12 protein-coding genes are annotated in these 14,700 nt (G+C 67.2%); 2 read left to right on the top strand and 10 right to left on the bottom strand.

What is annotated here, in order from left to right:
- Positions 1-80 precede the first annotated feature (80 nt).
- The 3 genes from D1409_RS02380 to D1409_RS02370 form a co-directional block, all read right to left on the bottom strand.
- The gene (locus D1409_RS02380; protein ID WP_123533660.1) at positions 81-1,277 is read right to left on the bottom strand and encodes a cation:proton antiporter; all 1,197 of its coding nucleotides are present in this window, start codon (positions 1,275-1,277) and stop codon (positions 81-83) included.
- Positions 1,274-1,759, bottom strand: coding sequence for a cation:proton antiporter regulatory subunit (locus D1409_RS02375; RefSeq protein ID WP_123533658.1), 486 nt, complete (start codon positions 1,757-1,759; stop codon positions 1,274-1,276). The genes D1409_RS02380 and D1409_RS02375 overlap by 4 nt, the downstream gene beginning before the upstream one ends.
- Before the next feature lie 70 nt (positions 1,760-1,829).
- A complete protein-coding gene (locus tag D1409_RS02370; protein WP_123533656.1) occupies positions 1,830-3,377 on the bottom strand; it encodes a TrkH family potassium uptake protein in 1,548 nt (515 codons plus the stop codon).
- Between the two features lie 279 nt (positions 3,378-3,656).
- On the opposite strand from D1409_RS02370, the gene D1409_RS02365 reads away from it, so the two are divergent.
- Together D1409_RS02365 and D1409_RS02360 are read left to right on the top strand one after the other, a co-directional pair.
- Positions 3,657-4,100: a universal stress protein gene (locus tag D1409_RS02365; protein ID WP_123533654.1), complete on the top strand. Its 444-nt coding sequence runs from the start codon at positions 3,657-3,659 to the stop codon at positions 4,098-4,100.
- Positions 4,093-6,333 carry an amino acid permease gene (locus D1409_RS02360; protein ID WP_123533652.1) on the top strand — a complete coding sequence of 747 codons (2,241 nt, stop codon included), beginning with the start codon at positions 4,093-4,095 and terminating at the stop codon, positions 6,331-6,333. The genes D1409_RS02365 and D1409_RS02360 overlap by 8 nt, the downstream gene beginning before the upstream one ends.
- Here the strand turns inward: D1409_RS02360 and D1409_RS02355 are convergent, their stop codons facing one another.
- From D1409_RS02355 to secY, 7 genes are all read right to left on the bottom strand, one after another.
- Positions 6,334-7,269 carry a DNA adenine methylase gene (locus tag D1409_RS02355; RefSeq protein ID WP_123533650.1) on the bottom strand — a complete coding sequence of 312 codons (936 nt, stop codon included), beginning with the start codon at positions 7,267-7,269 and terminating at the stop codon, positions 6,334-6,336.
- A gap of 84 nt (positions 7,270-7,353) precedes the next feature.
- A complete protein-coding gene (locus D1409_RS02350) occupies positions 7,354-7,848 on the bottom strand; it encodes a DUF7529 family protein (protein WP_235853483.1) in 495 nt (164 codons plus the stop codon).
- A gap of 87 nt (positions 7,849-7,935) precedes the next feature.
- Positions 7,936-8,379, bottom strand: coding sequence for a DUF5518 domain-containing protein (locus D1409_RS02345; RefSeq protein WP_123533648.1), 444 nt, complete (start codon positions 8,377-8,379; stop codon positions 7,936-7,938).
- A gap of 193 nt (positions 8,380-8,572) precedes the next feature.
- Entirely contained in the window at positions 8,573-10,204 is a 1,632-nt protein-coding gene (locus D1409_RS02340; protein WP_123533646.1) for an ABC transporter substrate-binding protein, read from the bottom strand.
- 99 nt (positions 10,205-10,303) lie between these two features.
- Positions 10,304-12,187 (bottom strand): cation:proton antiporter domain-containing protein, encoded by a 1,884-nt coding sequence (locus tag D1409_RS02335; protein ID WP_123533644.1) that lies wholly within the window; start codon positions 12,185-12,187, stop codon positions 10,304-10,306.
- Positions 12,188-12,715: 528 nt separating this feature from the next.
- A complete protein-coding gene (locus D1409_RS02330) occupies positions 12,716-12,961 on the bottom strand; it encodes a hypothetical protein (protein WP_123533642.1) in 246 nt (81 codons plus the stop codon).
- Between the two features lie 253 nt (positions 12,962-13,214).
- Complete coding sequence (secY, locus tag D1409_RS02325; protein ID WP_123533640.1) at positions 13,215-14,699, bottom strand: preprotein translocase subunit SecY; 1,485 nt, start codon at positions 14,697-14,699, stop codon at positions 13,215-13,217.
- Position 14,700 lies beyond the last annotated feature (1 nt).

The following is a 14,700-nucleotide window of genomic DNA, read 5'->3' as shown; positions in this document are numbered from 1 at the left end:
GCGTGCGTAAGTGGATTTCCCTCGCTCGCGAACGGGCGGTCCAGAGATTCGGCGGCCGCCGCTCCGTACGTCGACGCCCGTCAACCCGCGCCCGGGAGAAGCGGGACCAGCACGTCGGTCAACCGGTCGGAATGCTGGATGAGGACCGTTCCGACGATGCTCATCACGAGGACGTATCCGACCGCGAAAGGCGGGATCACCGTCGCCACCTGACCGGACGCACCGAGCGCGAGCGCCGCGATGACCAGCGAGAACTCCCCCCGCGGCACCAGCCCGATCCCCGTCCGGAGCGACCGGAGCGGCGAGAGGTCGTACGCGCGCCCCGAGACTGTCCCGCTCACAACCTTCGTCACCGTCGTGACGACGACGGCCGCACCGAGCAGCCCCGCGACCGTCGATATCACCGTTACGTCGATCGTCAGTCCGATCGCGAAGAAGAAAAACGCCGCGAAGAGGTCTCTGACCGGCGCGATCAGGTGCTCGATCCGGTCGACGTGTTCGGTCTGACTGAACCCCGCGCCGACGAAGAAGGCGGCGACGGCCTCGCTCAATCCCAGCGTCAGCGCCGCACCGGCGACGAGCGTCGTCGTCGCGAGCACCCCTATCAGGAACAGTTCGTCGGAGTCGACGGCGAAGACGCGGTCGAGCACCGCCGTCCCCACCCACGCGCCGACGGCGAGCACCCCGAGGAAGGCGAACGCTATCCCCACGTCCTGGGCGACCGCCGCGACGTCGTCGCTCCCACCGACGAGCGCCACTAGCACAGCCAGATAGCCCGCGATGAAGAGGTCCTCGTAGACGAGCGTCCCGAGGATCGGCTCGCTCTCGGCGTTGGCGATCCACCCCTCCTCGATGAGTGACTTCGTCACGATTGCAGACGAGGAGATGTAGACGACACCGGCGACGAACAGCGTTGTCGTCGCGTCGAGGCCGAACAGGAGTCCGAGCGCGATCCCGGCGCCAAAGTTGATCCCGAGGTCGGCCGTCCCCGCGGTCAGGATCCGCCGTCTGTCGGCGAGCAACTGGTCGACGCTGAACTCCAGTCCGAGGAAAAAGAGGAGCAGGACGACACCGAGTTCCGCGAGCACCTCGATGAACTCCGTCTCGGGGACCAGCGTGAGCGAGAGACCGAGGACCGAAGTCGGTTCGTGTGGACCGACGACGATCCCGGCCACGATGTAGGCCGGGATTACCGACAGCGAGATGCGCATCGCGAGGTATCCGACGAGCGCGAGCGCGGCCAGTCCGATCCCGACCTCCACCAACGCCTCGCTCATTCCTCTCCCGCGACGAGCGCTTCGAGTTCTGACTGCTCTCTGCGGGTACCGAGCGTGACGACCGTGTCACCGAGCTGGATCCGCGTGTCCGGTGTCGGGTTCGGGATCGTCTCCGATCCGCGCTGGATCGCGATGATCGAGGCGCCGGTCTTCTCGCGGACCGACGCGGTTTCGAGTGAGTCGCCGGCCAACTCCGACCCCTCACCGACCTCGTGCCACTCGATAATCGCCTCGCCCAGCGGGACCGTGACCTCGTCGAGTTCCACTGGCTGGAAGTACGCGCCCTCGAGGATCGACCCGAACTTTCGCGCCTGGTCGCCCGACAGCGTGAACAGCTGTTCGCTGTCGGCGTCGTCCGACGGACGGATGTACACGTCGCGCTTTCCGTCGTGGTGGAGCACGGCCACCAGCCGCTGGTCGTCGCCGATCTCCAGTTCGAACTTCCGTCCGACACCCGGAACGTCCGTCTCGTAGACCGTCATACCCGACCTTGGCCCGGAGATCGGTTAAACACTGGCGGCCGGTGGACTGCCAGTCTGGCGGACCCGACTCTCACTCTCGCCAGAACGACGGCGTCAGGATGACCAGCACCGAGAGGATCTCCAGTCGCCCGATCCACATGAGAAAGACCATGTACAGTTTCGCAGGGTCGGAGAAGTTCCCGAAGCCGTTCATCGGTCCGACCTCGCCGAATCCCGGGCCGATGTTGCCCAGCGTCGCGATGGCGACGCTCATCGCTTCGAGCCCCGAGAGGTCCATGTCCGGGATCAACAGGCTGTCGATGTAGATGACGACCGTCGACACCATGAACAGCGTCAGGAATATCATCACGAAGACGAGCACGTCCCGGACCGTCTCCTCCTCGACGGCCTGTCTTCCCATCCGAACCGGCCTGATAGCCTCCGGGTGGACCGACGTGAACAGCGTCCGCGACATCGCCTTCTTGACGAGCACCCAGCGGACGATCTTGATCGACCCCGCAGCGGACCCGGCCGAGCCGCCGAGGAAGAAGGCGAAGAGGAGAATCGTCTGGGCTGACTGGTCCCAGACGTTGAAGTCCATGCTCGCGTATCCGGTCGTCGTCACGATCGCGAGTACCTGGAACAGTCCCTGCCGGAACGAGTTCTCGAGGTTTCCGGGGATTGGGTCCATATTCGGCGCGGCCTCGGCGAGGCCGACACCGGTCAACAGGAGGACGGAGATGATCGCACCGAAGACCGCCATCAGGCCGATGTACGCGCGGAATTCGGCGTTATCGATCAGCTCCCGGACCTCGCCGTTGAACGCGTACCAGAACAGCGCGAAGTTCGTCCCCGCGATCACCATGAACGGCATTATCGCCCACTGGACGGCCGGCGTGAACGCCTCGATGCTCCGACCCTCGGGCGAGAACCCGCCGGTCGGGAGCGTCGTCAGCGCGTGGGCGACGGCGTTGTAGATGCCCATGTTCGGCGCAAGGCCGACGACGTTGAGCCCGTAGTATACCAGCGCCGCGAGTATCGTGAACCCGACGTAGATGCGCCAGAGCGCACGCGCGGTCTCCTGTATCCGCGGCGTCAGTTTCTCCATCGAGATGCCCGGCGCCTCCTGGTTCATGATCTGAGCGCCACCGACCGACAGTTCGGGCAGGATCGCGACCATGAGGACGAGGATACCCATTCCGCCGAGCCACTGAGAGAGCTGGCGCCACATCAGCATCGCGTGGGAGTGCGTGTCGAACGAGATGTCCCCGAGAACGGTGGCGCCGGTCGTCGTGAACCCGCTCATGCTCTCGAACATGGCGTTGACCGGGTTAGCGACCGTCCCCTGTCCGGCGACGAGATACGGGACCGTCCCCAGTATCGGGACGATGAGCCACGAGAGGCTCACGAGCAGGAACGCCTCGCGGTGACCGAGTTCGTTGTCGTCGGAGAGTTGCTCCAGTCCGAAACCCACCGCGACCATTACGGCGCTGGTCGCGAGAAACGGCATCGGGCTCTCGCCGTAGTAAAACGCGACGAGCACCGGGAAGAGGGGTGCGGCCGCGAGGTACTTGACGACCGTGCCGACAAGTGAGAGACTGACACGGTAATCGACGTACCGTCCAGAGGCGACAGCCATGAGACATCAGGTACGGACTGACCGGTGGAAGATGTTTGTTTCGGAAGCGGGACAGATATAGAAGGGGCTCGGGCTCCGTCTCGCGGGGCACCACCGCTCGTATCTGTCGTCTGTTCAGTCGGCGTGACAGGCCACCCGAAATCACCGCCTGTCGGACAAAGCGGTTAAGTCCGGTCGCTCGCACTCTCCCGGCATGCATCGGTTCGTCTCCCCCGGTCGACCTGTCGTCTCCAGCACCGGAGCGGAATCGGACTGCCGCCGACCCGCGGGGTCACGGCGATGAGCGACCTGCTCGACCGCGTCGTCCTCCCCGTCGCACACGACGACGACGCCACGGCGACCGCTCGCGCGCTCGACGGCCACGAGTTCGGGTCCGCGCTCGCCGTCCACGTCGTCGAGAAGGCCGGCGGCGCGCCGGACAAGGCCTCGGTCGAACAGCGAGAGGAGGCCGCGGAGGAAGCGTTCTCCGTCCTCCGGGCTTACTTCGACGACGAGGTCGACCTCGAGACGCGGATCCTCTACGGGACCGACGTGGCCGACGCCATCTTCGAGGCGGCCGACGACTACGGGGCGTCGTCTATCGTCATCACGCCGCGAGGCGGAAGCCGCTGGATACAACTCCTCACCGGCGACGTGGCCCTCTCGCTCGTGACCGAGACCGACCGGCCGGTCGTCGTCCTGCCGGACGTGGAGGAAGAGACGGGAGGGTCTGACGGTGAGTGACGAGGAACTCGCGAAGGATCTGGGCCTGCTCTCGGCGATGACCATCGGGATCGGGACGATGATCGGCGCCGGGATCTTCGTCCTCCCGGGCGTCGCCGCCCAGGAGGCCGGACCGGTCGTCGTCGCGTCGTTCGTCGTCGGCGGCGTCGTCGCGATGATAAACGCCTTCTCCGTCTCGGAGCTCGGGACGGCGATGCCCAAGGCCGGCGGTGGGTACTACTACATCAACCGCTCGCTCGGACCGCTCTTCGGCTCGATCGCCGGGATGGGCGACTGGATGGGGCTGGCGTTCGCCTCGGCGTTCTACTGCATCGGATTCGGCCAGTATCTCACCACGCTGGCCCCGATCCCGGGACTGCTCTTCCTCTCGGATATCCAGGTCGGAGCGCTGATCGCCGGTATCGTCTTCGTCGGCGTGAACTACGCCGGCGCGAAGGAGACCGGCGGCGTACAGTCGGTCATCGTCCTCGTGTTGCTGGGGATCCTCAGCATCTTCGCCGTGTTCGGCTGGCTCTCCTTCGATTACGCGACGCTCACGGGCTCTGGCGGACTGACGCCCATGGGGTACGGTGCGATCCTGCCCGGGACCGCAGTCGTCTTCGTCTCCTTCCTCGGGTACGCGAAGATCGCCACGGTCGCGGAGGAACTGAAGAACCCCGGACGGAACCTCCCGATCGCGGTCATCGGGAGCGTCGCTATCGTGACCGTCATCTACGGGATCCTCGTGACGATCATGCTCGGCGTCGTTCCGTGGAACGACCTGAGCCCGAACGCGCCCGTCGCACAGGTCACGGAGATCGCCTTCCCCGGCGGACTGACCGGCCTCGCGGTGACGATCGTGACGCTCGCGGCCCTGCTCGCGACGGCCTCGTCGGCCAACGCGTCAATCCTCGCGTCGGCGCGGATCAACTTCGCGATGGGTCGGGACGGCATCGTCACCGACTGGCTCAACGACATCCACCCCTCCTTCGCGACTCCCTACCGGTCGATCCTCGTCACTGGCGGCGTGATCATCGTGTTCATCGCCGCCCTGGGGCGAGACCTCGAGGTGCTCGCGAAAGCGGCGAGCGTGCTCCACCTCATCGTCTACGCGCTGATCAACGTGGGACTCATCGTCTTCCGCGAGGCCGACGTCGAGGAGTACGACCCCGACTTCACGGTGCCGTTGTACCCCGTCACGCCTATCCTCGGGGCCGTCGCGTCGCTCGCGCTCGTCACGTTCATGGACACGATCGAGATCGCGCTCTCGCTGGCGTTCGTCGTCACCGCAGTCGCGTGGTATCTCGTCTACGCTCGACGACACACCGTCTACGAGGGCGAACTCGGCAAGTTCGTGACCGAGCGCTCCGACGAGATGCCGGACATCGCCGTGTCGGCGGCGGAGACCGTCGCACCCGACGGCGGCGACTACCGCGTGATGGTCCCGCTCGCCAACCCCGAGCACGAGGAGGATCTCATCACGCTCGCCAGCGCGATGGCCAAGGCCAACGACGGAACACTCGTCGCCACGCACATCGTCACGGTACCCGACCAGACTTCTCTGTCGAGCGCCCGCGAACGCGCCGACGACATCGACACGACCTCCGAACGACTGCTCGAACGCGCCCGGGAGAACGCCGAGACGTTCGGCGTCCCCGTCGAGACCCACACCATCCTCTCTCACCGCGGGTTCGAACAGATCTTCGACGCCGCGCGCACTCACGACGCCGACCAGGTCGTCATGGGATGGGGTCCCGACTCGCACGGCTCGCCGGGTCGTGCCGAATCAGCCATCGACGAGATGACGGGCGACCTGCCCTGTGATTTCCTCGTCCTCCGGGACCGCGGTTTGGACACCGAGCGCATCCTCGTCCCGACCGCCGGCGGCCCGGACTCCGATCTCAGCGCCGAGATCGCCACGATCCTCCGTCGGGAGTTCGGATCGAAAGTCACGCTACTGTACGTCGCCGACGAGGGCGAAAGCGCCGAGGGCGCCGACTTCCTCGCCGGCTGGGCCGGGGACCACGACCTCGGTGATGCCGACCTGCGCGTCGAGACGGGGGACGTGGAGACGGCCATCGAGTCGGCCGCCGACGACGCGACACTCGTCGTCATCGGCGCCAGCGAACAGGGCCTCCTCCAGCGGCTCGTCAGAGGCTCGGTCGTCATGGACGTCGTCGACGACGTGGACTGTTCGGTCATCCTCGCCCAGAAACGAACCGAGCGCTCGCTCGTGGAGCGACTGTTCGGCTGATCAGTACTCGTCGAGCGCGGACTGGTCGGGGCCCCGTCGCTCCTCGGGAGGGACGTTCGTCGCGACGATCTCGTCGACCTCCCCGCGCGAACTCGCGTCGCTGTTGATGGCACGCGTCGCTCCCTCGCGCTCGACGGAGAAGCCCGCCGTCTCGTAGCGGTCGTAGGTGACGCCCGAGTTCGAGAGGACGACCGCCACACCGCGCTCGTCGAGTTCGCGAGCGACCTCGAGCAATCGCTCCTGGTCGTCGCGGTCGAAGCCGGCGGCGCTGTACTCCGCGAAGTCCGCCGTCGGACTCATCGGTTCGTACGGCGGGTCGAAGTACACCAGGTCGCCGGCCTCGGCGGCGTCGAGGACGTACGAGAAGTCGCCGTTGCGGAGTTCGGTCCCGGCGAGCGCGCGAGCGGCGGCCCGGACCCGCTCGGCCTGCACCCAGTCGGGGTCGGCGTAGCGACCGATAGGGACGTTGAACCCGCCGTCGCTGTTCTCGCGGTAGAGCCCGTTGTAGCAGGTCCGGTTGAGATAGAGGAGCAGTGCGGCCTCTTCGAGGCGGTCGCCCTCGTCGTCGGGCCAGGCGTCGGCGTAGGCGCGCTCGTTGAACCGCGCGCGCTGCTGGTAGTAGTACTGCTCGACGGCCTTCCCGCGCCGGGTCTCCTCGGCGAAGGCCAGTTCCGGGTCGGGGTCGGCCTCCGGGTCGCGAAACTCGCGCAGTCGCGCGATCAGGGCCTCCGGCCGGTCGCGCACCTGCTCGTAGAAGTTGACCAGTCGCGGGTTCGTGTCGTTGACCGTCGCCGCGGCCGGTTCCAGGTCGAAGAAGACGGCGCCGCCGCCGAAGAACGGTTCGTGGTAGCGGTCGAACGTCTCGGGAAACCGCGCGTACAGCGCGTCGAGCAACTGGCGCTTGCCGCCCGCCCACTTCAGTACCGGTTTCGCCATTCACCGGACGGTGGACGGACACGCTCTTAAGCGATTGGCATCCGGTCCGCTCGACGGGCGAACTCCCACCGAGACCGGACGAGTTCAGTCCTCGGGGAAGAACAGCGACGGGTCTTCGTGCGTGAACGTGACGTCCTCTTCGGAGAGGGTGCGGACGTGCGTGTAGATCCGGCCCTCGCGAGCGGCCAGTTCACCCAGTCCCTCCACCGCGGCGTCGTCGTAGTAGAGCGGACAGCAGACCGCCCGCTCGTCGTCGTCGTCCTTCAGCACCACGAGCGCGAAGACGATCCCGCTCTCGACGCGGTAGACGTCGTGTTCGTCGAAGCTCCCGCCGTCGACCCACTCGCGCAACCGGTCGAACTCGTCGTCGGGGACGAGCACGTCGAACCCCCAGCGCTCGCCGGTGACGGCCGTCACGTCGCCGGGGTGGAGTTCGAGCGTCTCCCAGCCCGCCGCCTCGAACTCCGCCGCGGTGGCCTCCATGTCGCCAACGAGGTCGTCCCAGTGTTCGCGCACCGCAGTCGCCGCCCCCATCCCGGCGAAGGCAGGCCCCGATGCGACCTCCTCGTCGTCGGTCATACCACCGACTCCGATCGGCCCGGCGGAAAAGGTGTCGCTCCCTCGTGTTACTCGTACCCACGAGTCCGTCGGGGCGAGTCCGCCGACTCAGGCGCCCGCACCGCCGTGCGGGTCGCCCGACGGAGCCAGCCAGCCGCCGACGCGCGCTCCGACGACCCCGGAGAGGACGGAGAAGAAGACGACGACCGCGACGACCGCTGCCGCGGTGCCGACTGCGAGCGCGAGTCCGGCGGCGACGAACCAGTCCGGCCCGCCGAGCCCGCGGGTCGCCAGCAGGATGTCGCTCACGACCAGCAGCGCCGGGAGACTCGCGACGAGGCCGACTCTGGCCCCGACGCCGCGGTGTGTCCCGGTCTTTCTGGCCGCCAGATACCCGGCCACGACACCGCCGAGGAGGACCGGCCCGAGGGACAGCTCCGAGCCCGTCTCCAGGTAGCCCAGTGTCATCAGCGGTACCGCGACGAGACCGCCGCCGAGCGCGTACCGCCAGCCGTCGCTCAGTTCGTTCGGACGCGAGAGGTGCGGGGACATACGTGACACGTGTCTCTCGACCTATATTAATCGACCGTCGGGACGCCGCGTCTCGAACTGCGACGAGCGGGGCCGCGGGCGACCGCGCTCAGTCGCCGCTGCTCGTCGTTTCGTCGTCGGCGAACGCGTCGACGCGTCAGTCCTGCTCGCTAGTGTCCGCACGGGGCCCGTTCTCCGGGAGCGCCCGCGACAGTCAACTGTCGCTACCGCTCGTGCTCTGGGCCCGGTGGATTAGTTCGTCCACGCGCTCGTTCTGGAGCGACGTGAGCGCCCCGTCCGAGGTCAACAGCGGGGTGATCGTCTGGCTCGCGTCGAACGTCGCGTTCCCCCAGCCGACGAGGTAGAAGGCCGGCCTCGTCGAGATGTCACCGTCGAGCAGCGCGTCCCTCAGGGTCCCGAAGTCTCGCCGGTGTATCGACGCCGAGACGTTCTCCAGGTCGTCGATGTAGCCGACGACGGCCTGTGCGATCTCCACGTCCTTCAGATAGCGGCCGCTGGGCGTGTGCAGTTCGATCTCGGCGCCCGCGTACCCGCTCTCCTCGACGAGGCGCTCGGCCTCCTCGGGGTCGTAGGGATAGGGGTCGAGATCCGGGTTGTACCCCGTGAACCCCTCCAGCGTCGGCTGCGAGGCCCGGTCGGCGAAGCCCGAGAGGACGGTGTCGACGATGCTCTCCACGTCGACCGCGTAGTTCATCGCCCGACGGAACGCCACGGAGTCGAACGGCTCGCGGTCGTAGATCATCGCGCTGTAGATGACCCGGACGCTGGGCACCGCGCTGATCTCCGCCTCGTCCGCGTCGCGGATCTGGCTGACGTTCTGGGGCCGTACGTTGACGATCACGTCGGTCTCCCCGCCGAGTAGCTGATCGACGCGCGTGCTGTCTTCACTGGCCGCCGTGATCACCAGCTCCTCGGCGGCCGCCTCGTCGTCCCAGTAGTCGCCGAATCGCTCGAAGACGACCTCCACGTCCTGCTCGTAGCTGGCCAGCCGAAACGGGCCCGTCCCGTTCACGTTGGAGTTGACGTACTCGTCGTCGTTCTCCTCGACCCACGACCGGTTCAGCACGTCGCAGTGCGTCGCGAAGAGCGCGAACACCACCGGATTGAACCCCTCGGACTCGACGAGTACCGCGCTACCGTCGTCGTCCGGTTCCGCGCCCGTGACGCCGGCGAGCTGGTCGGCCTGCGGGCTCTCCAGTCCGCCGACGTCGGGCTTGACGATCCGATTTATCGAGAAGGCCGCGTCCTCCGCAGTCAGCGAGTCGCCGCTGTGGAAGGAGACGCCCGACCGGAGTTCGAAGCGGACCCGTCCCTCATCGACTCGCTCGTAGGCCGTCGCGAGTTCCTCGACGACTCTCCCCTCGCGGTCGCGGGCCAGCAGTCCCTCGTAGGCCTGCACGACGATGTTGTCCGTCGGCGTCTCGCGGTGGTCCTGCGGGTCCAGCCCCGAGTCCAGCTGCGACTGAGTGATCTGTACCGACGACCCCGAACCCGTCGGCTCGATGGCGTACCCGTCGATGCGCTCGTCGCGACGAGCCTCCCAGTCCACGTCGGTCGACTTCCCGTACACCGAGTACTGCCGGTTGAGGAAGATCCACGGCGCCTCGTCGTGCAACACCCGATTTGCCCGCTGGAGGTACCCCTCGCGGGTCTCCGGTTCCGGCCGCGCCGTCTCCGTGCTCGTCCCGTCGCCGCCGTCGTCCGCGCCGTCACCGCCCTCGGACTCCGTCTCGTCGCCGTCACCGATACACCCGGCAACGGCCGCCGCCCCTGCGGCCGTGCCGGTCAGCACGAGAAAATCCCGTCGATCGACGTCGCGCGACATTGCTCGTGTCGTCGAGGGGGACGTACAAATATGCTGTGACGAATCGGCAGACCGCGGTCGGTCGGCGCCGGTATCGCGGCCCGTCTCCGCGCCCGTCCCCTACGGGTTGCAGTACTCGAGCGCCTGTCTGACGGCCTCTTTCCGGCCGATGAACGTCAGGTGGTCCCCCCGTTCGATCCGGTCGTCCGGGTGCGGGAGGCGGTTCTCCGTGTCCCGCGTGATCAGCGCGAGGTGACAGTTCTCCGGGAGCTCCGACTGCAGTTCGGAGACCGTCTCGCCGACGATCCCCTCGGTCGTGACCTCGACCTCCTGCACGTCGCCCTCGCGGTCCAGTTCCGTCATCCAGCGGGCGATCCCCGGCCGCTCGATGACGTTGTCCATCGACCACGCGATCGACATCCCGCTCGAGATCGCCTCGATGTCGAGGTTCTCGAACGCCTCGACGTTGTCGGGGCTGTTCACCCTGGCGACGACGGTCTCGACCTCGAAGGTGTTCCTCGCCAGCTGGCCGATCAGCAGGTTCACGTCGTCGTCGGCGGTCGCCGCGGCGATCACTTTCGCCGTGTCGGCGCCCGCGTTCTCGAGAACGTCCTTCTGTGTCCCGTCGCCCCTGTGGACCGAGAAGCCGTCGCGGCGGAGGCGCTCGACGGCTCGGTCGTCGGATTCGACGATCACGACCTCTTCCCCGCGGTCTTCGAGTCGCTCGGCGAGCGCCCGCCCCACGCGGCCGCCGCCGACGACGATGGCTCGCATCGGGATCACGTTCAGTCCCTGTGCGATGTGACGAGCCAGACCACCTTCAAACACGACGGTCGCGAAGATGACGAGGAACACGGCGCCGACGAGCGTCGTCGCCGCCTCGGGGTTCTGTGGCCGCAGTTCGAGGGCGAACAGCGTCGCGACGCTCGCCGGGATGATCCCGCGCGGCCCGATCGCGCTGATGTAGATCCGCTCCGCGAAACTGAACCGGTCGCCGACCGTACAGAGCAAGACGAGCGCCGGCCGGACGACCGCTGCGACCGCGAGAACCACGACGACTCCCCGGAGCCCGAGCGCGGCGAAGTCGTCCAGCGTCAACAGCGACGCGAGCACGATGAACACGAACGTCAGTACGATGAGCGTCAGGTCGCCTTTGAACTGCTCGATCTGGTCGCGGTACGGCAGCGAGACGTTCCCGAGGACGAACCCGGCGGCCGCGACCGCCGCGATGCCCGCCTCCGAGCCCAGTTCCCCGGCGATACCCGTCTCCGCCGCCAGTATCTCCGCGAGTCCGTACGCGCCCAGCGCGGCGATGAGCACGATCAGCCGGGCGTTCTGCGGCGCGTTCTCCACCGAGAGTTCGACGTGGTTGAGCAGGTACCAGACGACCGCGGCGACGAGACAGCCCACCGCGACCCCCAGCCCCAGCCGGACCAGGAACGTCTCGACGAGCGTCGGTAGCCCGCTCGACCCCAGCAGGACGTACTCGAACATCACCAGCGCGAGGATCGCCGCCGTCACGTCGTTGACGACGCCCTCCGTCTCGAGCGTCGTCGCGACGCGCTCGCGAACGGGGACGACGTTCATGATCGGGGTGATGACCGTCGGCCCAGTCGCCACCAGCAGCGACCCGACGAGCAACGCGACGGCCCACGAGGTGCCCAGCGCGAACCGCACGGCGAGCGCCGTCCCCACCAGCGAGACGAGCGCGCCCACCGTCACCAGCCGTATCGTCTCGCGCGGCGCTTCGCGCAACCGGTCGACGTGGAGGTGGAACGCACCCTCGAAGACGATGATCGCCACGCTCAGCCCGACGATCGCCGGGAGCGCGTCGCCGAATATCGCCGGACTGATCAGGCCCAGTCCCTCGGGACCGACCACGACCCCGGCGACGATCAGGAACAGCACGCTCGGGATCTGGAGGCGGTCGGCGAGCACCTGTGCGGCGACGCCGATCCCGAGGACCGTGACGACGAGCTGGACGATCGCGATCGCTCCGCTCATCTGTCGCAGTCGAGCCCCCGACGGGCCGGCGTCGTTCGGTCTCTCCGATGCACGTGATCCGGTGCTGGGACCGGGACCGACAAAACGGTTTTCGAACCGGCGACGTCGGCGGTCCCGCCTACTCCTCGGTCCACTCGGACCACACCGCGTCGGAGTAGTGACGGTGGATCCGAACGTCCCACGCTTCGCGTGTCGACGGCCACTCGACGATAGTTTCGAGGCACGGCGCCCGCTCCGAGACCGCCGATGCCCTCGAGCACTCCACGGGTCGTGATCAGTCGCTCCGTACTGCCGCCGTCGTCCTCGCTCTGTCCCGTCATCCGTCTCGTCTCTCCCGCTCTGACGCGGTCCGACCGCCCGACGACCGTCGGCACTGCGCGTGTCCGTCGGTGGTGTCTCGACTGAAGCGTCTTAAAACCGTGACCGCCGTATGGTCCTACCCGGCGACTATCTCGGTTCCCGTCCAACCCGGAGACTGCGAGACCGACCCGTCCATCGAGAGCCTGCGACCCGATGAGCGACCCCGTATCACTCCGGGCGCGCCATCCGCGAGAGGTTGTCCGAAAGCCACTCGGGCACGTCCAGGTCCGCGGGCTCGCCGTCGCGGCGTCCCATCTCGACATCCACCTCGCCGCTCACGTCCAGGAGGACGACCCACTCGCGGCCGTCGGGGTGTTCGACCTCCATCCGGGCCCCGTCTTCGATGTTGTCGAGGTGCCGGACGTCCACCACTTCGCCGTCGTAGTCTCTGATCTTCGTCTCCTTCGGCGGCATAGATCTTCCGACGTGAGCGAGGCGGTTAAACGATGCTACCGTCCCGTAGACGAGACTCGCTTTCGCCGCTGGGGCGGTCACCGCGTCGCCGACATCCGATTCAGTCGGAGACCGCCCGGTCCACGAGCGGTTCGGAGCCAGTGCTCCCCGTTGAATAATGAAGAATCGAAGCATCCCGTCGCGGGATGTTCGGGCCGCGGTCGTCAGTTCGTGATCGGTCCGTAGCGCGTCGGAGTACAGATGGCCGGCGGCGTTAGCCGAACATCTGGCGCATCATGGGGTGCATCTCCATGAGCTGCTCCTCGGCGATCTCCTCGTAGATCTTGTAGGTGATGGACACTGTCAGCAGCAGACCCGTCCCGGAGACGTCACCGATGGTCCCCATCATGTTCGCGAGGACGGCCAGCAGGCCGACCAGCGCGCCGCCGATGACGGTCACCTGTGGGATGTAGCGTTCGAGCACCTTCTCGATGACGCTGACGTTCCGGCGGAAGCCGGGGATCTCCATCCCGGAGTTGTGGATCTGTTTCGCCGTCGCTTCCGGGCCCATGTCCGTCGTCTCGACCCAGAAGATGGCGAAGATGGCGCCGCCGATGACCATGAAGGTCAGGTCGACGCCCACTCGCGTGACGATCTGCCACGGCGCGTTGGACGTCTCACCGAGCCACCACATCCACTGGGCCGGGTTCCGCACCGGGGCCATGTAGTAGAACAGGCCGCCGACCGGATTCGCGACGCCACCGGAACTCTGCTGGTAGACGCCGAGCCACGCGGGCATACTGCCCAGCTGCGCGTTGAGGATGCGACCCAGGAACTGGATGTTGGCCTGGAGCGCGCGGACGAGGATCATCGGCAGGACGCTCGCGTAGATGAGCTTGACCGGGAATCGACCCCGGGCGCCCTTCACGCGGGTGTTCGAGAGGGGGATCTCGACGCGGACGCTCTCCGCGTACACGACCACGACGAAGATCATGACCGTCGTGATCAGCGCGAGGATCTGCCCCTGCCCGAAGATGAGCGTCTGGAAGCCGCTCCCGAGGATCGGGCCGACGTCGACCTCACCGGTGACGATACCGATCCAGTACGGAATGATACCGATCTCCTGGGGGTTACCGATGAAGCTCGTGGAGACGAGCCCGCCGATCAGTCGCTGGCTGACGCCGGCGATGATGAACAGGCCGATCCCGGAGCCGACGCCCCACTTGGAGATGACCTCGTCCATGTAGAGGATGAGGACACCGCCGACGAAGATCTGCGCGAACATCAGCCACTTCACGCCGAAGGTCCCGCCGGGGAAGGTGACGGCCAGCGCGTCGCTGGCCGGCAGGAAGCTCCCGGCGAACACCATCGGCAGCCCGGTCAGGCAGATCATCACGATCACCAGGAACTTCTGGAGCCCCTGGTAGAGGACCTGGTCCCGGGGGTTGTTCTGCGTGTCGAGGCCGAGCAGGTCGGCACCGCCGAGCAACTGCAACACGATGCTCGCCGTGACGATCGGTCCGATACCGAGTTGCAGTATCGTCCCCTGGCCACCGGCCAGGATCGAACGGAACTGTCCGAAGACGTCGCCGCCCTGTCCGCCGCCCAGCCCGAACAGGTAGACGTTCGTCAGGAAGAAGTACAGCACCAGCACGCCGGCCGTCCAGCCGAGCTTCCGCTTGAAGGGGACGTGCCCCTCCGGTCGCTGGACGGTGGGCATGCGGGTGAGTACCGGTTCGGCGGTGTCCTTCCAGCCCATG

The sequence above is a fragment of the Halosimplex salinum genome, assembly GCF_003730195.1.
Taxonomy (GTDB): domain Archaea; phylum Halobacteriota; class Halobacteria; order Halobacteriales; family Haloarculaceae; genus Halosimplex; species Halosimplex salinum.
Note: the sequence above shows the minus strand (reverse complement) of the source record. Positions and strands in the feature narration are given on the sequence as shown.

Coding starts and splice junctions, on each gene's coding strand:
- D1409_RS02380 (WP_123533660.1), bottom strand. CDS start 1,277: ATGAGCGAGGCGTTGGTGGAGGTCGGGATCGGACTGGCCGCGCTCGCG.
- D1409_RS02375 (WP_123533658.1), bottom strand. CDS start 1,759: ATGACGGTCTACGAGACGGACGTTCCGGGTGTCGGACGGAAGTTCGAA.
- D1409_RS02370 (WP_123533656.1), bottom strand. CDS start 3,377: ATGGCTGTCGCCTCTGGACGGTACGTCGATTACCGTGTCAGTCTCTCA.
- D1409_RS02365 (WP_123533654.1), top strand. CDS start 3,657: ATGAGCGACCTGCTCGACCGCGTCGTCCTCCCCGTCGCACACGACGAC.
- D1409_RS02355 (WP_123533650.1), bottom strand. CDS start 7,269: ATGGCGAAACCGGTACTGAAGTGGGCGGGCGGCAAGCGCCAGTTGCTC.
- D1409_RS02350 (WP_235853483.1), bottom strand. CDS start 7,848: ATGACCGACGACGAGGAGGTCGCATCGGGGCCTGCCTTCGCCGGGATG.
- D1409_RS02345 (WP_123533648.1), bottom strand. CDS start 8,379: ATGTCCCCGCACCTCTCGCGTCCGAACGAACTGAGCGACGGCTGGCGG.
- D1409_RS02340 (WP_123533646.1), bottom strand. CDS start 10,204: ATGTCGCGCGACGTCGATCGACGGGATTTTCTCGTGCTGACCGGCACG.
- D1409_RS02335 (WP_123533644.1), bottom strand. CDS start 12,187: ATGAGCGGAGCGATCGCGATCGTCCAGCTCGTCGTCACGGTCCTCGGG.
- D1409_RS02330 (WP_123533642.1), bottom strand. CDS start 12,961: ATGCCGCCGAAGGAGACGAAGATCAGAGACTACGACGGCGAAGTGGTG.
- secY (WP_123533640.1), bottom strand. CDS start 14,699: ATGGGCTGGAAGGACACCGCCGAACCGGTACTCACCCGCATGCCCACC.